At 42.2% G+C, this 21,630-nt stretch carries 22 protein-coding genes and 1 riboswitch; of the genes, 7 read left to right on the top strand and 15 right to left on the bottom strand.

Annotated elements, in window-relative coordinates:
• Positions 1–197 precede the first annotated feature (197 nt).
• Entirely contained in the window at positions 198–743 is a 546-nt protein-coding gene (orn, locus tag CWC04_RS17230) for an oligoribonuclease (protein ID WP_004589057.1), read from the bottom strand.
• Positions 744–868: 125 nt separating this feature from the next.
• Between orn and rsgA the strand changes: the two genes are divergently transcribed.
• Both rsgA and asd read left to right on the top strand, forming a co-directional pair.
• On the top strand, positions 869–1,927 hold the full coding sequence (gene rsgA / locus CWC04_RS17225) for a small ribosomal subunit biogenesis GTPase RsgA (RefSeq protein WP_004589056.1): 1,059 nt from the start codon (positions 869–871) through the stop codon (positions 1,925–1,927).
• A gap of 15 nt (positions 1,928–1,942) precedes the next feature.
• Positions 1,943–2,821, top strand: a complete 879-nt coding sequence (gene asd / locus CWC04_RS17220; RefSeq protein ID WP_004589055.1) for an archaetidylserine decarboxylase — start codon at positions 1,943–1,945, stop codon at positions 2,819–2,821.
• 255 nt (positions 2,822–3,076) lie between these two features.
• On the opposite strand, the gene CWC04_RS17215 is transcribed toward asd, so the two are convergent.
• The 8 genes from CWC04_RS17215 to CWC04_RS17180 all read right to left on the bottom strand — a co-directional run bounded on the left by CWC04_RS17215 (position 3,077) and on the right by CWC04_RS17180 (position 10,824).
• Positions 3,077–3,826, bottom strand: a complete 750-nt coding sequence (locus CWC04_RS17215) for a HesA/MoeB/ThiF family protein (protein WP_138685994.1) — start codon at positions 3,824–3,826, stop codon at positions 3,077–3,079.
• Positions 3,819–5,345 carry a thiamine phosphate synthase gene (thiE, locus tag CWC04_RS17210; protein WP_138685993.1) on the bottom strand — a complete coding sequence of 509 codons (1,527 nt, stop codon included), beginning with the start codon at positions 5,343–5,345 and terminating at the stop codon, positions 3,819–3,821. The genes CWC04_RS17215 and thiE overlap by 8 nt, the downstream gene beginning before the upstream one ends.
• Before the next feature lie 13 nt (positions 5,346–5,358).
• On the bottom strand, positions 5,359–6,150 hold the full coding sequence (locus CWC04_RS17205) for a thiazole synthase (protein ID WP_004589052.1): 792 nt from the start codon (positions 6,148–6,150) through the stop codon (positions 5,359–5,361).
• A 4-nt stretch (positions 6,151–6,154) separates the two neighbouring features.
• Positions 6,155–6,349: a sulfur carrier protein ThiS gene (gene thiS / locus CWC04_RS17200; protein WP_138685992.1), complete on the bottom strand. Its 195-nt coding sequence runs from the start codon at positions 6,347–6,349 to the stop codon at positions 6,155–6,157.
• Positions 6,350–6,356: 7 nt separating this feature from the next.
• Positions 6,357–7,358 carry an FAD-dependent oxidoreductase gene (locus CWC04_RS17195; RefSeq protein WP_138685991.1) on the bottom strand — a complete coding sequence of 334 codons (1,002 nt, stop codon included), beginning with the start codon at positions 7,356–7,358 and terminating at the stop codon, positions 6,357–6,359.
• A 55-nt stretch (positions 7,359–7,413) separates the two neighbouring features.
• Positions 7,414–9,366, bottom strand: coding sequence for a phosphomethylpyrimidine synthase ThiC (thiC, locus tag CWC04_RS17190; RefSeq protein ID WP_138685990.1), 1,953 nt, complete (start codon positions 9,364–9,366; stop codon positions 7,414–7,416).
• A gap of 143 nt (positions 9,367–9,509) precedes the next feature.
• Positions 9,510–9,615, bottom strand: a riboswitch (TPP riboswitch).
• Positions 9,616–9,709: 94 nt separating this feature from the next.
• Positions 9,710–10,108, bottom strand: coding sequence for an META domain-containing protein (locus tag CWC04_RS17185; RefSeq protein ID WP_249326182.1), 399 nt, complete (start codon positions 10,106–10,108; stop codon positions 9,710–9,712).
• A 311-nt stretch (positions 10,109–10,419) separates the two neighbouring features.
• Positions 10,420–10,824 carry an acyl-CoA thioesterase gene (locus CWC04_RS17180; RefSeq protein ID WP_004589047.1) on the bottom strand — a complete coding sequence of 135 codons (405 nt, stop codon included), beginning with the start codon at positions 10,822–10,824 and terminating at the stop codon, positions 10,420–10,422.
• Positions 10,825–10,925: 101 nt separating this feature from the next.
• Here CWC04_RS17180 and CWC04_RS17175 point away from each other — a divergent pair, with 101 nt between their 5' ends.
• The gene (locus CWC04_RS17175) at positions 10,926–13,025 is read left to right on the top strand and encodes a TonB-dependent receptor (protein WP_024031491.1); all 2,100 of its coding nucleotides are present in this window, start codon (positions 10,926–10,928) and stop codon (positions 13,023–13,025) included.
• Positions 13,026–13,198: 173 nt separating this feature from the next.
• Here the strand turns inward: CWC04_RS17175 and epmA are convergent, their stop codons facing one another.
• Together epmA and efp are read right to left on the bottom strand one after the other, a co-directional pair.
• Positions 13,199–14,173 carry an elongation factor P--(R)-beta-lysine ligase gene (epmA, locus tag CWC04_RS17170; RefSeq protein ID WP_138685989.1) on the bottom strand — a complete coding sequence of 325 codons (975 nt, stop codon included), beginning with the start codon at positions 14,171–14,173 and terminating at the stop codon, positions 13,199–13,201.
• Between the two features lie 56 nt (positions 14,174–14,229).
• Positions 14,230–14,796, bottom strand: a complete 567-nt coding sequence (gene efp, locus CWC04_RS17165) for an elongation factor P (protein WP_004587956.1) — start codon at positions 14,794–14,796, stop codon at positions 14,230–14,232.
• A 41-nt stretch (positions 14,797–14,837) separates the two neighbouring features.
• Between efp and epmB the strand changes: the two genes are divergently transcribed.
• Positions 14,838–15,863, top strand: coding sequence for an EF-P beta-lysylation protein EpmB (epmB, locus tag CWC04_RS17160; protein WP_138685988.1), 1,026 nt, complete (start codon positions 14,838–14,840; stop codon positions 15,861–15,863).
• A gap of 297 nt (positions 15,864–16,160) precedes the next feature.
• Here epmB and CWC04_RS17155 read toward each other — a convergent pair whose 3' ends face one another.
• Positions 16,161–16,370, bottom strand: coding sequence for a hypothetical protein (locus CWC04_RS17155; protein ID WP_138685987.1), 210 nt, complete (start codon positions 16,368–16,370; stop codon positions 16,161–16,163).
• 82 nt (positions 16,371–16,452) lie between these two features.
• Here CWC04_RS17155 and CWC04_RS17150 point away from each other — a divergent pair, with 82 nt between their 5' ends.
• The gene (locus CWC04_RS17150) at positions 16,453–16,743 is read left to right on the top strand and encodes a hypothetical protein (RefSeq protein WP_004587953.1); all 291 of its coding nucleotides are present in this window, start codon (positions 16,453–16,455) and stop codon (positions 16,741–16,743) included.
• An 89-nt stretch (positions 16,744–16,832) separates the two neighbouring features.
• Here the strand turns inward: CWC04_RS17150 and CWC04_RS17145 are convergent, their stop codons facing one another.
• Positions 16,833–17,324 (bottom strand): DUF3016 domain-containing protein, encoded by a 492-nt coding sequence (locus tag CWC04_RS17145; RefSeq protein ID WP_029773263.1) that lies wholly within the window; start codon positions 17,322–17,324, stop codon positions 16,833–16,835.
• A gap of 396 nt (positions 17,325–17,720) precedes the next feature.
• Positions 17,721–18,212 (bottom strand): DUF3016 domain-containing protein, encoded by a 492-nt coding sequence (locus tag CWC04_RS17140; protein ID WP_004587951.1) that lies wholly within the window; start codon positions 18,210–18,212, stop codon positions 17,721–17,723.
• Between the two features lie 188 nt (positions 18,213–18,400).
• Here CWC04_RS17140 and galE point away from each other — a divergent pair, with 188 nt between their 5' ends.
• Entirely contained in the window at positions 18,401–19,417 is a 1,017-nt protein-coding gene (galE, locus tag CWC04_RS17135) for a UDP-glucose 4-epimerase GalE (protein ID WP_138685986.1), read from the top strand.
• 324 nt (positions 19,418–19,741) lie between these two features.
• Here galE and zapE read toward each other — a convergent pair whose 3' ends face one another.
• The gene (gene zapE, locus CWC04_RS17130) at positions 19,742–20,851 is read right to left on the bottom strand and encodes a cell division protein ZapE (protein WP_138685985.1); all 1,110 of its coding nucleotides are present in this window, start codon (positions 20,849–20,851) and stop codon (positions 19,742–19,744) included.
• Positions 20,852–20,910: 59 nt separating this feature from the next.
• On the opposite strand from zapE, the gene rsuA reads away from it, so the two are divergent.
• Positions 20,911–21,609, top strand: a complete 699-nt coding sequence (rsuA, locus tag CWC04_RS17125; RefSeq protein ID WP_064386950.1) for a 16S rRNA pseudouridine(516) synthase RsuA — start codon at positions 20,911–20,913, stop codon at positions 21,607–21,609.
• The last annotated feature ends 21 nt before the right edge of the window (positions 21,610–21,630 follow it).

Raw genomic sequence — 21,630 nt, 5'->3', positions numbered from 1 at the left:
CTGAGCTAGTGCCGCTTCATATTTAGTCAGTAATTTGTCCGTTGGTGCGCGACAAGTCGCGTTAAACGTTCTGGCAACTAAGCTAGTGCCGTACTTACTGATGGTATTTAAACCACTCAAACACACCAACCCCGCGAGGGTTATCATCTTGAGCGGGGCAGGATTCTACAATAATCTAATGTGTTTGCAAGTGTTTTTTACAAATTAAAGAATTTTTCTCTATACACCTTTAATTCCATAATAGAATCTTTAATGTCATCGAGAGCTAAATGAGAGCCTTTTTTATTTACCTGTTCTAGTACCTCAGGCTTCCAACGTCGGGCAAGCTCTTTAATTGTGCTTACATCTAAATTTCGATAATGAAAAAAGTCTTCAAGCTCGCGCATATACTTATTCATAAAGCGTCTGTCTTGACCTATAGAGTTACCACACATCGGTGATTTACCCGCAGGAACCCACTGCTTTAAAAAATTAAGCGTTTGTTCAACCGCATAAGCTTCATCATATGTACTGGCTTTACAACGGGCAGTCAGACCTGATTTCCCATGCTGTGTAGTACACCATTCGTCCATGCCATCTAACAACTCATCACTTTGGTGAATAGCTATAGTAGGCCCTTCCGCGAGTATATTTAAATCGGCATCAGTTACTACTGTTGCAATTTCGAGTATTTTATCTGTGGCCGGCTCAAGTCCAGTCATTTCCAGATCAAGCCAAATTAAATTAGATTCATTAATAGTCATAGTAACCTTAAACAGTGCTTTTCTTTAGATCCAACGCATTTCGATATATCATATTAGCATCAACCGTCGAGCTAAAGCTTTTTTATACGCAAAGCCGACATTTAAACCAAGGTTATAGGCCAAAAGTGGCAAAACAGAAAAAATTAAGTAAAGGCCAATCTCGTAGGATCAAGGCTAATCATCAAAAGCGCTTAAATAATGCCGATACAAAATTGGCAAAAGGTGGCGCACAAGAGTGGCAAACAGATAATCTGGGCGCAACCGAAAACGCTGTCGTGATCAGCCGTTTTGGCCAACACGCCGATGTAGAAACACAAGAAGGTGACGTATTACGCTGTAATATTCGCCGTACCGTTACTAACTTAGTGTGTGGTGATGAAGTACTATTTCGCCGCGCAAAAGTAAGTGAAGGCGACTTAGCGGGCGTTATTGAAGCAACACAAGAACGCCGTTCACAGCTTACGCGTCCCGACTTTTACGATGGCGTAAAAGTAATCGCAGCAAATATTGACCAAATTTTAATGGTCTCAGCGGTACTGCCAGAGTTTACGCCCAGTATTATCGACCGTTACTTAATTGCCTGTGAAGACATGGGTATAGAACCTATTTTAGTACTTAATAAAATCGATTTAATCGACGACGAAGGCCTAAATGAAATTCAAAAAGTACTCGATATTTATCGAGGCCTTGGTTATCAGGTACTGCTTGTAAGTAGTGTAACCGGCGAAGGCATAGATGATTTAAAAAACGTACTGGTTGATAAAAATAATATTTTTGTTGGTCAAAGTGGCGTAGGTAAATCAACCTTAGTTAACACTGTGCTTCCTGATGCCGAAATATTAACTAAAGAAGTATCAGAAAACAGTGGCTTAGGGCAACATACCACCACTGTATCGCGCTTACATCACCTACCAAGTGGTGGTAACCTAATTGACTCACCGGGAATACGTGAGTTTGGTTTATGGCACTTAGATGTTGAACGGGTAACCTGGTGCTTTAAAGAATTTAGAGAGTTTATAGGTGGATGTCGTTTTAGAGACTGTAAGCATTTAAACGACCCAGGCTGTATAATTCAACAAGCGGTAGCCGATGGCGATATTTCGCAATTGCGATTCGACAGCTACCACCGTATTTTAGAAACAATGGCCGATGGCCGTGCTGGTGCACGCGCACCTCGCGTTTAATTTAGGAAACAATCTGTGAGTTTAGACAAATTTAAAATTGCAATGCAGTATGCAATGCCAAAACACTTTATTTCACGCGTAGTAGGTAAATTAGCAGCAGCAAAAGCAGGTGCTTTAACTACAACGCTCATTAAACTATTTATTAAACAATATAAAGTAGACATGAACGAGGCTTTGTATGAAGACCCAGCGCACTACAAAACGTTTAATGAATTTTTTACTCGCCCATTAAAAGATGGTGTGCGTCCAATGGCGCAAGGCGAGAACGTAATTACTCACCCTGTTGATGGTGCAATTAGCCAACTGGGCGACATTGTTGATGGGCAGCTAATACAAGCAAAAGGTCATGACTACAGTCTACAAGCACTATTAGGTGGCTCTGAAGATGATACAACACCATTTTTAGGCGGAAAATTTGCTACCATTTATTTAGCGCCAAAAGACTACCACCGTATTCATATGCCTATAGACGGCACACTAAGTAAAATGATTTACGTACCGGGCGACTTATTTTCGGTAAACCCGCTTACAGCGCGAAATGTGCCTAATTTATTTGCTCGTAACGAACGTGTAGTGGCTATTTTTGAAACCGAAATTGGCCCACTTGCTATGGTACTAGTAGGCGCAACCATTGTAGCCAGCATAGAGACCGTTTGGGCAGGCACAGTAACACCACCCGCCGGTAGCGATGTGTTTAGCTGGAACTACCCTACTAAAGGCGAAAACGCCATTACCCTTAAAAAAGGTGAAGAAATGGGCCGCTTTAAACTAGGCTCAACAGTGGTATTAGCATGGGGTGCAGATAAAGCAGACATTTTAGACGACCAACTGCCAGAAACAGTAACGCGTTTAAACACCGCATTTGCAACAATTAAAGAAAGTGAAGAGCTTTAAGCTGTAAGTAAAAATAAATATTAAGCACCGCGTTTACCATAAACGCGGTGCTTTTTATTGGTAGGCGTGAAGCTTGCTCACGCAAAAAAGAAAAAGCGTAAATAGATTTTATATCAACGCGCCAGCAAGCAAGGCGCCTAAAGATTAATCAAACCACGATGCTAATTTTAGCTGTAGACGCAGAGCTTGCTTACGTTAGAAGTGCAGCTTCTCATGGCTTAACCCCGAGTTTAGCCCCGCGAATTACCTCATACTTTATTCACCGCACTCTTTACAGTTTATATCTTTAATCATTTTAAATTGCTGTTGCTTTAAGCTCAGCGCATCAAAGCTGATAAACACACTACCTTCAACATGCCCTAGCAGCATATTAAGCGTAAGCTGTGCCTGCATAGAGCCAATAATTCCTAACAGTGGGCTTATTACACCCGCATTACTACAATTTACAGCAGGAGCGGCGTCACTTTTTACAAAAACACAGCCATAACATGGGCTATTGTTTTGCCTAAAGTCAAAGCCCATAAGTTGCCCACGACTTGCAATCGCGGCACCTGCAATTAAAGGCAACTTATGAGTAAAGCAATAACGGTTAACACTGTAACGTGCGGCAAAATTATCAGAGCAATCAAGTACTATGTCGGCATTTTTTAAAAGCTCCCCTGCGTTGTTATCATCAAGCTTTTTACAATGCGTCACTATTTCTATTTGATTATTAAGGCTTGTTAATACTTTGCCAGCAGCGGTGACCTTGCTTTGCCCTAAGTGATTAACTTTATAAAGCACTTGGCGCTGCAAGTTAGAAAGCTCAACCGCATCATCATCTATTAAAATAAGCGTACCAATACCTGCCGCAGCTAAATACAGAAGTGCAGGGCTACCTAGCCCGCCAGCTCCCACTACTGCAACGGTGGCAGCTTTAAGTGCTAACTGCCCTTCTAGCCCCACTTCTTTTAATAATAAGTGGCGACTATAACGCAGGGTTTCTTTATCGCTAAGCTTATTCATTAGGCTGATTTATAGCACTTTTTAGCGCACTAATTGCAGCAATATAATCATTCGCTTCACTAATCGCTCGTACTACCGCAACACTGCCTACTCCTGTACTTGTAACCTCGCTTGCGCGGGTTAAATCTATGCCGCCAATGGCAACAGTTGGGTAGCTTTGCATTAATGGCACACACTTTTTAAGTTTATCGAGACCTTGTATTTGCCCTGTCATATCTTTGGTTGTGGTTGGGTAAATAGCACCAAATGCCATATAACTTGGTCGGTAGTTGTGCGCACGTAACATTTCGTAAAAACCATGGGTAGAAAGCCCAAGCCTTAAACCTGCTTCTTTAATCGCTGCTAAATTAGCGGTTTCTAAATCTTCTTGGCCTAAGTGTACGCCGTAGGCACCGTGCTTAATTGCCAACTGCCAATAGTCGTTTATAAATACGTGAGCGCGGTACTTTTTACCCAGCTCTACGGCCTGCTTAATTAACTCATCAAGCTCAAGGTCGGTTTTATTTTTAACGCGAAGCTGCGCCGTAGTAATACCTTGCTGCAAACATTTATCTAGCCAATCTAGGCTATCGACCACAGCATATAGGCCCAACTTTTTGCTCTCACAAGGTGCAAAATCAGCGGCCATATTAAATTCCAGCGGCACATCAAAATCAAGCTCATCACCAAGCCAGCTGCCAGGCTCTATTACTTGCGGGTAGTCATCTAACTGTGTAGGAAAAGCAGTATGTGCAACAGGGCCTATTCCTTCGCCGTATCTAACCGACTGCTTTAAGCCCTGATTTATATAAGCTTTAGCTAAAATAAAAGCATCTTTTAGTGGGTAGTCTTTTGCTAAACACGCGGCAATAACCGAGGCCATGCTACAACCTGTACCATGACTATGAGGGCTTTGAATTTTTTTATTCCCAAGCCAATACTCTTCGCCGTTTTGTGTGCAGTAATCAATACAATAACCAGTTGGGTAATCCCAGTGCCCGCCTTTAATAACAACCGCTTTTGCGCCCCAACTTAATAGCTTTTTAGCTGCGTCTTTCACGGCGCTTGGGCCAATTAAATATACGCCTGTTAATAATTGCGTTTCGTGCGTGTTAGGCGTTATTACATCCACCAGCGGCATTAAGCATTCTTTAATGGCACTTACGGTATCTTCCTCTGTTAATACATCACCACTTGAAGCAATTGCAACGGGGTCGTAAACAATTACAGGCGGTACAGGCCATTTAGCTTTGTAATGCGCTATATGCTCGCTTATTAATTGAATTTGCTGCACATTAGCCAGCATGCCAATTTTAATTACTTTCGCTTTCATATCGCTTTCGAGTGCTAGTAATTGCGATTCAATAATATCGGTAGATACCGCGTTAATGGCCTCTACACCTAAGCTATTTTGCGCCGTAAGCGCGGTAATTGCAGTACAGCCATGCACGCCAAAACTTTGCATTGCTTTTATATCGGCTTGAATGCCTGCGCCACCACCTGAGTCTGAGCCTGCAATTGTCCACACTAAATTATTCATACTCTTTATTTCCTTACTGCTGATGCCAAAACGGCATACCCATTGTAGGGGTTGAGGGGGCTGCTAAGTCTTTTTCAGGCATTGCTTTGGCATTATACGCAAAGCGCCCTGCCTCTACCGCGGCTTTAAATGCACGGCTCATCGTAATTGGGCAGCCAGCCCCTGCTATCGCTGAATTTAATAATACCGCATCATACCCTAATTCAAGCGCTTGGCAGGCATGCGAAGGCAAACCAAGCCCTGCATCTACAATTAATGTTGTGTTTGGTAAGCGCTCACGAATTGTTTTTAAATTATAACTATTTAAAAGCCCCTTACCGGTGCCAATAGGCGCGCCCCAAGGCATAAGCACCTCACACCCTAGCTCGTTTAAACGCTGGCAAAGCACTAAATCATCGGTGCAGTAGGGTAATACTTTAAAGCCATCATCAATTAATATTTTTGTGGCTTCTAACAATGCGAATGGGTCGGGTTGTAAGTTGTAGTCATCACCTATTAGTTCAAGCTTAATCCAATCGGTTGCAAATACTTCACGGCACATTTTAGCAAGTGTTACGGCTTCTTTTACACTGTGGCACCCTGCGGTATTAGGCAGTATTTTAAGGCCAGTGTTTTTTATAAGCTGCCAAAAGTCATCCCCTGCGGCAGCGCTTTGCTGGCGCCTTAATGATACCGTTACTATTTGTGCGCCAGAGGCTTTTATAGACTCTTCCATCACCGCTGGAGAGGGATAAAGCGCCGAGCCTATTAATAAACGGCTATTTAGTTGCTCGCCATAAATAGTTAAGCAATCGTTACCTTGCATAATGCTACCCACCTTGAATAGGCGATAACAATTCAATGCTATCCCCTTCGTTAATTGCGGTGCTGGCATGCAGACTTTGTGGAATAAATTCGCCATTTAGTGCCACCGCAAATGGCGGCTTTGCACCAAAATTTTGTAATACATCAACAAGTATTGCGCTTTTAATAGTTAGCAGCTCACCATTAATTGTTATAGTCATTTATTACTCACCCTATTTGAGATAACGCATCAGCCACTAAGGCGGGTCCTAACATATAGCCATGACGATATAAGCCATTAATGCTAATTACGTTACCTGTTTTTAAAACCGCAGGGCGGTTATCGCTAAATGCGGGGCGTAACCCGCTTTGAATATTTAACAGCCGCGCTTCGGCAAACCCGCTGTGCACAGTGTAGGCCGCCGAAAGTAGCTCAAGCGTAGAGCGCACCGTTGCAGGGCCGCTATCATCAGACTCTATTTCAGTTGCACCAATTACATACTCATTATTTGGTTTTGGCGCTATATAAATTGGGTAGCGCGGGTGCATTAAACGCACCGGCCGCGTTAAATTAACCTCAGGTGCATGTAATCTAGCCACTTCACCGCGTACGCCTCTAAGGGGTTTATCGCCTTTAGCCCCTAAGCCACGACAATCAATAATGTAATCAAACGCGCGGTTATTCACCTCGCCGTTTTGAATGCTAACGCGTTGATTAAAAACAAACTTAACCTTACGTTTATTAAGCATGGTAAAGCTTGCTTTATAAAAGGCCTGGTTATCTATATGCCCTTCGCAGGGTAAAAACACACCTTGGTTAAAACGATTAGCTAATTCGGGTTCTAACTGTGTTATTTGCTGAGCATTTAACGCCTGCGCGCTGTGCCCTGCTATAGGCTTAATACGCTGGCTAAAGCTTTGTAAGTCACCTTTATCTTGCTGGTGCGCCACGACCAGTGTGCCTTTTTGCTGATAAAAAACCTCGCCTTCAAGCTCGCTCACTATCTCTGGCCAGCGCTTGAGTGAATTTAGCCCCATGATGGCTAAATCCGTTTCACACAATACCGACTCAGCAAGCGGAGCAAGCATTGCCGCAGCCACTTTACCGGCACTATTTTGTGTGTGTTCGTCACTGGCTTCAAACACGGTTACATGATGCGACTTACTAAGCTCAAGGGCAGCTAAGCGCCCTGCTAAACCAAACCCCACAACAGCAATGTTGTAAAACATAAAACCTCCTTTTAATAACAGGCTAGCAGCCATAAGCCGCTAACCTGTTATTGGCTTATATTGCTTTGTGGTAAATTTCTGAGCCCGTTTGTTTAAACTCTTCAGATTTCGCTTTCATTTGCGCTTCTACATCAACCATTTTGATCTCAATTGCATCACCAACATTGTTAGGATCGATCCCGCGTGATTCGAGATCTTTGGCGTAATCGCGTACTTCTTGGGTAATTTTCATTGAGCAAAATTTAGGGCCGCACATAGAGCAAAAGTGCGCTACTTTGCCAGACTCTTGCGGTAGGGTTTCGTCGTGATATTCACGGGCACGATCTGGGTCTAAACCAATGTTAAATTGGTCGTGCCATCTAAATTCAAAGCGCGCTTTAGATAACGCATTATCGCGCTCTTGCGCGCCGGGGTGGCCTTTGGCTAAGTCGGCAGCATGTGCTGCAATTTTGTAGGTAATTAGGCCCTCTTTTACATCTTCTTTATTGGGCAAACCTAAATGCTCTTTTGGTGTTACATAACACAGCATGGCACAGCCGTACCACGCTATTTGTGCAGCGCCTATACCCGATGTTATATGGTCGTACCCTGGTGCTATATCGGTCGTTAATGGGCCTAATGTGTAAAAAGGCGCTTCGCCACAATGCTCTAATTGTTCATCCATATTGGCTTTAATCATATGCATTGGCACATGGCCTGGGCCTTCAATAAATACTTGTACATCGTGTTTCCACGCAATTTTTGTAAGCTCCCCTAACGTACGTAGCTCACTAAATTGTGCTTCGTCGTTGGCATCAGCAATCGAGCCTGGACGAAGGCCATCTCCAAGCGAAAAACACACATCGTATTGTTTTAAAATTTCACAAATATCTTCAAAGTGCGTATATAAAAAGTTTTCTTTATGGTGCGCTAAACACCACTTAGCCATAATTGAGCCACCACGCGATACAATGCCGGTTACACGCTTTGCCGTCATTGGCACGTAACGCAGCAATACACCGGCATGAATAGTAAAGTAATCAACGCCCTGCTCGGCTTGTTCAATCAAGGTATCGCGAAATATCTCCCAGGTTAGGTCTTCGGCCACTCCGTTTACTTTTTCAAGCGCCTGATAAATTGGTACGGTGCCAATAGGCACCGGCGAATTACGTACTACCCATTCACGGGTTTCGTGAATATAACGCCCGGTTGATAAATCCATTACGGTATCGGCGCCCCAACGCGTAGACCACACCATTTTTTCTACTTCTTCTTCGATTGATGAGCTTACCGATGAATTACCAATATTTGCGTTAACTTTAACTAAAAAGTTACGGCCAACTATCATGGGCTCGGTTTCTGGGTGGTTAATGTTATTTGGTAAAATAGCGCGGCCGCGGGCTATTTCGTCGCGTACAAATTCAGGGGTAATAAAATCGGGAATACTCGCCCCAAACGACTCGCCTTTATGCTGTGCTGCTAGTAGCTCTTCTCTAATTTGTGCACGGCCCATGTTCTCGCGTATGGCTACGTATTCCATTTCTGGGGTAATAATGCCTTGGCGAGCATAATGCATTTGCGTCACGTTTTTGCCCGCTTTACCACGGCGAATTTTAGGTAAATGATCAAAGCGAATATGATCAAGGCCGTCATCGGCCATACGTTGCTGAGCAAATTGCGAAGTGACCGAGTCGAGCACTTCGGTGTCGTTGCGCTCTTTTATCCACTGCTCACGAAATTTAGGTAACCCCTTACGTACGTCTAACTCAAAGTTAGAGTCGGTATACGGGCCTGATGTATCGTAAACACGCAGTGGATCGTTTGGCTCATACACAGGGTTTTGCTCATCGCCACCAATAAACGTATCGCTTAATGTAATTTCGCGCATACCCACGCGTACACCGCTTTGGCTGCCCTCAACATACACTTTTTGTGAGCTTGGAAATGGCTGACCCGTTAAATTATAAATGTAATCTGACGCAGCAGCGCGCGTTTCTCGACGTGTAGACTTATTTGTAGTGTTTGACATGACTTACCTCATTGCTAAAGGGTTGTCTTGTCAGATATTCCATAAGGAATAGAGAAAGATCGTAAAGCAGTGGTTACGCTGCTTTGCGGCCTAAAATGGCTAGTTATTTTGTTGTGCGCATAAAAAAAGACGCACAAGCGTCCCATTTTAGGCAGCTTGTTCCCTACGCAGGTTTTAACCTGATCAGGTTCACGGATCCCGCTTTCGCGATCTCAGCCTTAATTATTTAAGGCACTCCGACAAGTAAAATTATGTTCGTTGATTTGCTATTTTGATCAAATCAGCGTTGAGTGTACGCCAGTTAAAAATTGCCTGCAAGGGGCAGTTTTAAATACTCATGCCACTACTTTGCAATAAATAAAAAAGTTTGATCGCCCTGCATAACTAACTGTGAGCCTTGCATGGTAAGCGTTGCACCTTCTCGTAGCGCTTGTAAAAACTGCTGCTCTAGCTCATCAACGTCTGCTCCGCACGACTTACGCGTCATGCCAAGTTTATTAACGCTAATACTGCTGTCTTTAAGCTCGCCTTCACCAAAAAACTTATTACATCCTGCAAACCCGTTTACTTGCAACGCTTCAATAAAGCTCATTGATGCATTGTAAGAGGCCGGCACAGCTAAACCATCAACCTTTGATAGTTGCCATTGTGTGTACTTTAGCTGCTCAGTGGTCACCGTCCCTGTGGCTGTACAACCAATACATAAACCGATTAAAAGCATCGGTAGTGCTGCTAATTTCATGCTATTTCTAACTAAATATTTAATTACCGTAATAGTAACAATTTTTATGCGGTTTATCCGTTAAAAATGCATGTTTTAAATGTAAATTTTTGTTCTATGATAGTTTAGAGAGTGTTGAACTTTGCAGATTAAAACGTGTTCACATTATGGGCGCTTTAATTGCTTTGCTTGGTTTGTAACTTAGTGGGCTCGATAACAGCACCTGCGCTACCCGCTATTTACGATAAACAATCCCACTGCCTAGGCGCTGCTATAAAACAAACTAGGTTAAATTTAATCCCAAAGGTCACAGCCCCTAAAAATTATACGCGCTAATCTTGGGTGTAATTTTTAAATAAATTATCTATTTCGGGAGGTAAAAAAGGGCGCCCTTTTTCATTAACCGAAGTGCCTATAACCTTGGCTTGTAGCATTACTTTATTGTCGTGTTTACGTACTAAGGTTTGCTTAAACGCAAACTTTATACGGCTTATACGCTCAGGTTCAACTGCTATATAAAATTCATCATCTGGTACAAGCGAATGTTTATAATCAACCTCACTGCGTATCACCACTAAATTAACTTTTTGCTTTGCTAGTAGTGCAAAATCAACCCCATTTGCAAATAAAAACTCATGGCGAGCATGCTCTAAATAATTAAAGTACACACTGTTATTTACAATTCCTTGTAGGTCACATTCGTAATGGCGCACTTTAAAATCAACTTTAAAGGTCATATTAGTAATCCTGATTATTTAACGTATAATCGCTGCGTTATAACACAAGTATTAAAATAATTGCTACCATACGAGTCCCCAAAATGGAGTTAAGTAACCTAATGAACTTACGTTTGTCTTTAATTACTGCGGCATTATTACCGCTAATTAGTACACCACTTATAGCAAACGCTGATGACAGCGACCTAGAACGAATTGTTGTTACAGGCGACTTTCAACGTGAAAGCATTCAAACATTAAGCGCTAGCGCTAGCCTATTTAGCAAAGATGAAATTAATCAACGTGGTGCAAGTTACTTAGACGAAATGCTAGGTAGTACAGCCAACGTAAACTTTACATCTGGTGCCTCTCGTGGTCGTTATATTCAAATTCGTGGAGTGGGACTTCGTTCACAATTTGTAGATCCAATTAACCCATCGGTTGGCTTAGTTATTGACGGAATTAACTACTCGGGTTTAGGTGGCAGCTCATTATTATTTGATATAGACCAGGTAGAAATTTACCGCGGCCCACAAGGCACTCGCTTTGGTGCAGATGGTATGGCCGGTATGATCCAAATGGAGTCAGCTCAGGCAACTGCCGATCCTAGCTTAAAATTACAAGTGGGTATGGGTACTTATAACTCGCGCGAAGCAGGCCTTGCAGCAAGTACTGGATTAACCGACGACACAAGTGCCCGCGTAAGCTACTTTCGTAGAAAATCAGACGGCTACGTAGATAACCTATATTTAAACGACGAAACTCAACAACAAGATGAGCAAGTAGCCCGCTTTAAATTAAACAGCCAACTTACTGAGCATTTAAACACAGAGTTAAACCTGCACTACATAGATATAAACAACGGCTACGATGCGTTCACGCTTGATAACAGCCGTAATAGTGTAGCCGACGAGCCAGGCCAAGATAATCAGCAAAGCTACGCCATTGGTATTAATAATACCTACACAGGCTTTGATGCCTTTGATGTAAGCTTAAACCTTTCAGCCATTGATACAGAGCTACTTTACAGCTTTGATGAAGACTGGGTATGTAACGATGCAAGCGAGCCACAATTATGTGCAGCTGGCCTACACCCTTGGGGTTATAGCTCAACCGATGTATACACGCGTGATCGCGATGATCAGTCGGCTAATTTACAATTTAATTCTAAAACAGGTAACTGGGTTGCCGGTGTTTACTATCAAAACCGCGACGTAGATTTAGAGCGCGAATATACTTGGCTTGCAAGCCCATTTGCATCAACCTACGAAACCAGTAACGTAGCTGTTTATGGCCAAGTAGCCACACCTATCGGCCCTAAAACCACGCTCATTACCGGTTTACGTGTAGAGCAATACCAAGGTGATTACACCGACAGCAACGGCTTTATTGAAGAGACTGACGACGTAATGGTTGGCGGTAAAATAGCACTTGAATACCAAGTGATTGACCGTACTATGATCTACACCAGCATTACCCGTGGTTATAAAGCTGGCGGCATTAATTCAGAAGCATTAGCAAAAGCTAAAGATGAAGGCTTAAACCTAGATGCTGATTTTTTCCAGCAGCATACAAGCTTTGACCCAGAATACCTTTGGAGCGGCGAGTTTGGCGTTAAAGGCTCATCACTTGATGATAAATTTACCCTGCGTTTAGCAGCATTTTATATGCACCGCGACAACATTCAGTTAAAAGCATGGCAAGTAGAAGGTCAGCAATTTACAGGCTACGTTGATAACGCAAGCTCTGGTAGCAACTACGGGCTAGAAGTTGAAGGTAGTTACCAACTTACCGAAGATTTATTCTTAACAGGTAGTGCGGGTTACTTAAACACAGAAATTGACGACTTTGTAACGCAATCTGGCTTAAATCAAGACGGTCGTGAGCAAGCGCAATCACCTAAATACCAATACGCATTTAGCGCACGTTACAACTTTACTAATGAGCTGTACGGTATGATTGGTGTTGAAGGTAAGGACGATTACTACTTCTCCGATAGCCATAATTCAAAAGCACCCAGCAGCAATTTAGTAAACCTAAGTTTAGGCTACGAAGCCGATATGTGGGCTGTACGCGCATGGGCACGTAACGTATTTGACGAAGAAGTACCAACCCGCGGCTTTGAGTTTGGTAACGACCCACTTGATGGTTACGCTACACACACCTACGTGCAATTAGGTGAGCCAAGAGTAGCGGGTATAACGTTTACGTTAGAGCTGTAAGCTGTTAGCTGTTAGCTGTTAGCTGTTAGAAAAAATAAATATTAAGCACCGCGTTTACAATAAACGCGGTGCTTTTTTATTGGTAGGCGTGAAGCTTGCTCACGCAAAAAAGCAAAAGCGTAAATAGATTTTATATCAACGCGCCAGCAAGCAAGGCGCCTACAGGACAAGCATCACGCCCTATCTACATCAAACGCGATGACTTCTTTTATTGTATCTTTAGCGGTGGCTAGCATAACTAACCTGTCTATACCCATCGCAACACCTGCGCATTGCGGTAAGCCGTGCTCAAGTGCGGCGATTAAGCGGGTATCCATAGGCACGTGGTTTAACCCATTGGCAGCGCGATAGGCGTTATCTTCATCAAAGCGCTTTGCCTGCTCTTTAGCATTAGTTAGCTCATTAAAGCCGTTCGCTAATTCCATATTTTTATAATAAAGCTCAAAGCGCCCTGCTACGCGGTTATCATGCTCACAAATCTGTGCCAGTGCCGCTTGCGATGCCGGAAAGTGATACACAAAACACGGCTTAGTTTGCCCAATAGTTGGCTCTACTTTCATACAAAATAACAGCTGCAGCAAGGTATCTTTATTGGTTTCGTTTTCGGCTATATCGGCAAAGCCGTGATCGCAGGCAAGTGTTTGCAATTGCCTAAGCGTAGCTGTTAATGGGTCAAGCGCTAACACTTGCTCAAATGCTTGCTGGTAAGTCAGACGCTCTGCAGGCTCTACATTTAAAATGAGCTGCATTAGCTCATCCATTTCATCCATTAATGCAAACTCATCAAACCCAGGGCGATACCACTCAAGCATAGTAAATTCGGGGTTATGATGGTGCCCCGCTTCTTCGTTTCTAAATGCCTTACAAAGCTGAAATATGGGCCCTGAGCCTGCTGCTAGCAAACGCTTCATTGCAAATTCAGGCGATGTTTGTAAATAAAGCGGCAAGCCACCAGCGTGGCCTGGGCCTACAAACTGTGTATTAAAACTTGCTAAATGCACATCAGTTACACTGGCACTGCTTAAGCTCGGTGTTTCTACTTCCATTACATTACGAGTATAAAAAAACTCACGAATGGTTCGCAGTATGACTGCACGCTGCTTAAGGGTGTTTATGCTTGCACTAGGTGCCCAAGGTGTTGCTGACATATTTTCTCCAAAAAAAATCCCAGCTTAAGCCGGGATTTTATAAACCGTACTCAAGCTTACTTAACACGGCCTACGTATTCACCGCTACGGGTGTCTACTTTAATTACTTCACCAATTTGTACGAATAATGGGACACGTACTACTGCACCGGTGCTAAGCGTTGCAGGTTTACCGCCTGTGCCCGCTGTATCGCCTTTAAGGCCAGGATCAGTTTCAGTGATCTCAAGCTCAACAAAGTTAGGTGGAGTAACCGCGATTGGGCTACCGTTCCATAATGTAATAGTACATACATCGTTTTCAACTAACCATTTAACGGCATCGCCAAGTGCTTTTTCGTCAGCGGCAATTTGTTCAAATGTTTCGTTGTTCATGAAATGCCAAAACTCACCGTCTGTGTATAGGTACGCTAAGTCGGTATCCATTACATCGGCGCCTTCAACTGATTCACCCGATTTAAAGGTTTTTTCAAGCACCTTACCAGAGATAAGTTTGCGGATACGAACACGGTTAAACGCTTGGCCTTTACCAGGTTTTACCATTTCATTTTCTAAAATACTGCAAGGTTCGCCGTCCATCATAATTTTTAGGCCGCCCTTGAACTCGTTGGTGCTATAATTCGCCATCGTTTCCTCTATTTAATTTTTTTCGAGTAATCTACGTGCCAATGATACAAAGAAATGAAGCAAATTTGCATAAAAACTGGCAAAAAGAATTAGCAAATGTAGTTACCTGCCCAAAAACCTTGCTTGAAATGGTCGGTTTATCGAGCCAAGCCCATGAAAACGACCTAAAAGCCCGCAGTTTATTTCCGGTACGCGTGCCAGTCCCTTTTATAAAAAAAATACGCAAGGGCGATGCAAACGACCCCTTATTGCTACAAGTTATGCCACGCCACCAAGAATTTTTGACCAAAACAGGTTTTAATAAAGATCCTCTGCTTGAGCAAGACAACGAACAGCCTGGGCTTTTACATAAATATAAATCCCGTGTTTTAATTATGTTTAAAACTGGCTGTGCAGTAAATTGCCGTTACTGCTTTAGGCGCCACTTCCCGTATCAAGAAAACCAGCTTAATAAAAAAAGCCTGCTTGAAGCGCTGAGCTATATAAAATCAGATGCCAACATAAACGAAGTGATTTTAAGTGGTGGCGACCCACTTATGGCCAAAGACGATGCCATTAGCTGGTTTTTAGGTGAGCTTGAACAGTTACCTCAAATTAAACGCATGCGAATACACAGCCGTTTGCCTGTTGTTATACCTGCGCGTATTACCGATGAGCTGTGCGCGAGGCTAAAGCAATCACCGCTAAAAATTATATTTATTAACCATATAAATCATGCCAACGAAATAGACGACGAGTTTAAAGCCGCCATGCAAAAGCTAAAGCAAGCAGGCGTAACGTTATTAAACCAAGCAGTTATTTTAAAAGAGGTGAACGATACCGTTGAGGCACAAATAAATTTAAGCGAGGCGTTATTTGATGCAGACGTACTGCCTTACTATTTATATTTGCTAGATAAGGTTGAAGGCGCAAGCCACTTTGATATAGAAGAGCCACAGGCAATAAAAATAATGGCAGAACTATTAAAAGCCCTGCCTGGATTTTTAGTGCCTAAATTAGTAAGAGAAATAGGCGGTCAAAAAAGCAAAACACCTATCGACCTTAAGTTAGGGCGTGTTAACCTTTGATGGTTGAATTTGCAGCAGTATGTTTGGCTTTTAGGCAAGGCTGAGCCTGTGTAGTGTGGTTATTCCCCATAAATAGGCGATAACGCAGCATAAATGCCAAACATGCGCTGCCCTTCGGGTTCTTCCTAGGGGCGATGAACTCTTTGTTGCCTACATGGATGTAGGTAAGGGGCGTGAGCAGGACGCGGAAGCTTTACTCGGTTTTTACTTAGCCCACTAGGTTACAAACCTCGCGCCGCGATTTAATCGCCCCTAGATTGAACAAATTTCAATCCGCAAAGGTCAACACGCCCTAGTTTAAACGTATACATTCACATTGTTACCCAGTGTTGCAGTGACCGACTGAGCCGGTGATTGCGCACTTGTTGGTTGGGCAGCACCTTCAATTAGTGCAAGTGCTGCTGCGCCATCTGCTAATTGCTGCTTTTTAGACAAAGCAGCGGTATATACTTCACCACCTTGGCCAGAGCTAGACATAGCGGGTAGATTTCCACCTGATATATTCATCGTTATAAGCCTTAATCAACCTGACATTTAAATGTAATCCAAGTACTATATCGGCAATGCAGTACAAAGCTTTAGGAAATCCATGGATTCTATAATTGAACAACTCAACGCTAACTTAAAAATTGTTTATCGCCAAGCACTTGATGCCGACAAAAAACTAGATGAGCTACAGCAACAAGGCCACGGTAAATTTAAAGCCTTGTTCCCAGCTGATGCCGGATTTAGTTTTGAAGCTAAACGCTTTAAGCCATACGTACTTGATGTAGCAGCCGATGTAGAAAGCTTAAGCACAGATGGTTTTGATGAAGAAAAGCTTAAAACAACGGTTATTAAGCTACAACAGTTACTTACCCTGCTCGCTACGTTTAAGTAGCTAAAAATTAAAGTTTAATTTAGTAAACATCAAATACAAAAAATGCCGATAATGTTTATCGGCATTTTTTATTTATTCTGGAACTGTATTTAACTTATATTAGATAAAACTTTTGAATGAAACCAGTTAGTTACTAAGCGTTTTTCATAATAAAATGATCTAGAGGTTGAGCGCTTAATTTTATCTAAATAGCCTCTATCTTTTAATAACACTTCTGTGGCGTGGTTCACAACTTCACCCTGCGGATTAGTTACCGTGTAAGACAGCTTAATTTGTGGGTAATGAAATGGTTGAATTACTCTTATTTTTTTAGCGCCAGAAAACTCAATAGCACCTGCTAAATCAAGATCTGCAACCTCTACATTTAATTTATATCCACTTGGTAATTTTTCAGCTAACTTCGCAAAATGCTTTTCAAAGTTAATAGTAATTTGCTTTTCAAAAGAAGTTGGTGATTGATTTGCTGCACGCACATCGCGGTAATTGTCAAAATCTTGCCATTTAACTGCAGACTCACCAGCTTGTGCAATACCAATAGAACTTAAACCCATTACTAACGTTAGTAATTTTAAACTTTTCATAATCTTCTCCATGTGAACTATCAAAAGTCAACGCAAGTACAGCACATTCAATTTAAAACAATAAACCAGAACACTTACACTGATGACATTAGTTTAAATTAGCAGCAAAAATTTTTAATGTAAAGTTGGGTACATCCCTATATTGATAAAAACACAATCAAAAAGTAATTTAATCACTTAGTTGCCAGCTTGAAATGCAAAAGCTAATAACTCTCTTTGTACGCATAATCACAATGATAAAAAAGCCTACTTATATTTAAGCTCTGCTTGATAAAACTAGATTTAATAAGGAAAACTATAAATCGCTGTTTTTAGTTTGCAATAGTTGCTTACTTTAGCCGCTACCTTTAAGTCATTTTGATTTTGTAACTTGCCATTGTTAGTGGCAAGTTTAATTTAATCAATACTTGCTAAAATTTGCTCACCAAACCATTCGGTTATTAAGCGTTTTTCATAAAAAAACGGCTCGTCGCGACCCATTTTAATTTTATCCATAAAGCCCATGTCTTTAAGCTCTACATCGTCCTCTTCACTCACTACACTCCCTTTATTATCGCTTAGCGAGTAATTGAGCTTAATGCGCGGAAAATAAATAGGTTTTACTACGCGTATTTCATCCATGCCGCCATAGCGTACATCCCCTGCTAAATCGATATCGGTTATTTCTAAATTTAGCTTGTAGCCTTTTGGCAATTGCTCGGCCAGTTTAGAAAAATGTTTTTCGAACTGAGTAGCAATTTGTTTGTGGTACGACGCTTTACCCTGGCTAGAAGCGCGCACATCGCGGTAATCTTTAAAATCTTGCCACTTAACTACAGATTCTCCAGCGTGTGCAAATGCAGGTAATGTAATACACATTGCCATAGCGATTGTTTTAACTGAATTCATAGCATTCTCCAAAGGGGCAGTACTAATTATTTAGACTTAGCCCAGTAATAGACCATACAAGTTTAACACTAGTTTATTAACCATTACTTAATTAACCTATTTTAATACGCTTTTAAAATAAAGCATGTAAATAGTAAGAATATATGATGAAATTAAGATAATTGAAAAAAGGTATCCACGGAGCATTCATGGCAATTTTAGTAACAGGCGGCGCAGGCTACATAGGCTCACACACCGTTTTAGAACTTTTACAGCAAGGCAGCGAAGTTGTTGTTGTTGATAATTTAAGTAACGCATCAAAAGAGTCGCTTGCACGCGTAAAGCAAATCACAGGCAAAGAAGCCACGTTTTACCAAGGCGACATTCTTGATAAAGTGTTTTTAGATGCCATTTTTACAAGGCATACCATAGAGAGCGTTATTCATTTTGCAGGCTTAAAGTCAGTGGGTGAGTCGGTAGCTAAACCTGTTGAGTACTATCAAACAAACGTACAAGGTACGCTTACACTTGTAGATGCCATGCGTGATGCAGGCGTATTTAAATTAGTATTTAGCTCATCAGCCACAGTTTACGGCGACCCTGCAAGCTTACCAATTAAAGAAGACTTCCCGGTAGGTGGCACAACTAACCCGTACGGCACATCAAAACTGATGGTTGAGATGATGCTGCAAGATATTGCTAAATCAGATGAGCGTTTTGCATTTGCTATTTTACGCTACTTTAACCCAGTGGGCGCACATGAGTCAGGCTTAATTGGCGAAGATCCAAATGGTATTCCTAATAACTTATTACCATTTATTGCCCAAGTTGCAGTAGGTAAATTAAAGCAGCTTGCTGTATTTGGTGATGACTACGACACCGTTGATGGCACTGGTGTGCGCGACTATATTCACGTTGTAGATTTAGCGATAGGGCACTTAAAAGCGCTTGAAAAAATTGCTAACAACACCGGCGCACTCGTGTATAACCTTGGCACAGGTAATGGTTACTCTGTCCTGCAAATGGTTAATGCCTTTATAAAAGCCAGCGGTCAAGACGTTCCTTACCAAGTATCGCCTCGACGCCCTGGTGATATAGCGGCCTGTTACGCTGCGCCGGAAAAAGCCCTCAATGAACTTGGTTGGGAAGCGGTGCGTGGGATAGATGCCATGATGGAAGATACTTGGCGTTGGCAGTCAAATAATCCAAATGGTTATAAAAGTTAATTAAAAAATACTTTATAGATTTTGCCTGTTTCACAAGCAGGCAAATCACCTGTAAACAATTTTGCTACCGCGCTAATTTTTTAATCTAGACGTAGAGCTTGCTCACGTAGAAGCGAAGCTTCTCATAGCTTTATCAAAGGGGTTTAACACAACGTAAAAGCGCTGCTTTTAAACGCCAGCAAGCTGCGCGCCTACAAGAGCCACTGCACCTGTGTTATTTTAGTCGTAGGCGTGAAGCTTGCTCACGCACAAAGTTGAAATACCAGTATTTTTATACCAACGCGCAAGCAAAGCGCCTATAAATAAACTTAGCGTCAGCGCTAATTACCAATTTTGCATTTCGACAATACGCGACTGCGTTCGCGCATATTCAAAGCTCAGCTTTTGCCCCTGATACAAAGACTCAACGTGCGCGTGGGCGTTTATAACTAATAACTTTTGGCAATCGTAAAACTCGTCCACCAATGCAATAAAGCGCCGCGCTTCGTCATCTAAATAATGCTCATTGAGGGTTTGTTTTTCGCGTTGATAACTGTCTTCAATACCATGCACTATTACTTTACCTGTTGCGCCTACACCCATTTTTGGCACATTTTCTATATATAAAATATCAAACTGCTTGGCTAAAAACATATAATCGTAAGCGCTACGCGCTCCTGAGCAAAGCGCCATAAAATCGATCATTAATGCATTATCTGCGGTTAATAAACACGGTAAGCTGCGGGAGTGTACCTGTAAAACTTGGTTTTCCTTTGCTTGTGGATACTGAGATAAAAACTGCTTTTTAAACTCGCTTATAGGTAAATTAATAAAATAATGGCGGCTATTTTTACCATACCTAAAGCGATGGTCATCCTGCCCTTCAACACTAATAACATGGCAATAATTTTTAATTAAATCGATTGTGGGTAAAAACCGCGCGCGCTGTAGGCCATTGCGATAAAGCTGCTCAGGTTTTGCGTTAGAAGTTGCCACCAGCACTACCCCACTATCAAACAAGGCGTTAAATAATCTTGCCATAATCATTGCATCGCCAATGTCGCTAACAAAAAACTCATCAAAACACAGCACTTTTATATCTTTCGCCCATTGTTTAGCAATTAACGTGAGAGGGTTTTTATGACCTTGCAGCTGGGCAAGTTGCGTGTGTATTTGCGCCATAAAGTGATGGAAATGCAGCCGCTGCTTACGCTCAGTGGGTAAATTTTTATAAAATAAATCCATCAACATGGATTTACCCCGTCCCACCGGCCCATGCAAATAAACCCCTTTAATCAACTGCACTTTTTTCCACCAAGGTGTTTTTGTGTGTAACTGTATACTTAGGTTATTTAACGCGTTTACCGCATTTTTCTGAGCGCTATCAACACACAGTTCACCCGCATCTATTTTTGCTTGGTAAAGCCTTAAAATTTGTGGGCAGTTTACTGACATGGGGTTTCACTATCGGCTATAATCGCCGCCATTGTAGCCGACTAAAAATGTGAACCAAAATGAAATTCCCTTGCCGCTTAGATAAATTTATTAGCCACCTAGCCGAGCTACCACGCTCAAAAGCTCGCGCGGGTATTAAACGCCAAGAAGTGCAAGTAAATGGGGAAGTTGTTAGCGCGTTCGATTTTCAAGTAACCCAGCAAGATGAAGTAACATTTGCTGGTGAGCCTATGGTATTTTTAGGCAAGCGCTACTTTATGCTACACAAACCTGTAGGCTACGTGTGTGCCAATGTAGATGAGCTACACCCCACCGTATTTGATTTGCTCGATGAGCCAAATATGGCCGACTTTCATGTAGCAGGTCGCCTTGATATAGACACCACCGGCTTAGTACTTATTACTAACGATGGCGATTGGTCGCACCGTATTACCTCGCCAAAGCACAACAAATTAAAAACCTACTTAGTAGAAACACAAGAGCCTATAACCGAAGAAGCATTAGAGCAACTACGCAGCGGCGTACAACTTCACAACGAAAAAGATCTTACCCGTCCAGCTAAAGCAGAAGCACTTGCCACCTACAGCTTACGTTTATCAATCAGCGAAGGTAAATACCACCAAGTTAAACGCATGTTAGCCGCGGTAGGTAACAAAGTGGTAGAACTACACCGCGAGCAAATAGGTAATATTATACTGGACGAAAACTTAGCAAGTGGAGAGTATAGGGAGTTAAAAGAGGGAGAGGTAAAACTATAGAGCGGTCAGCGGTCAGCGGTC

This window comes from Pseudoalteromonas sp. S2893 (genome assembly GCF_005887105.1).
Taxonomy (GTDB): domain Bacteria; phylum Pseudomonadota; class Gammaproteobacteria; order Enterobacterales; family Alteromonadaceae; genus Pseudoalteromonas; species Pseudoalteromonas atlantica.
This window is presented reverse-complemented; position numbering and strand designations above follow the sequence as displayed.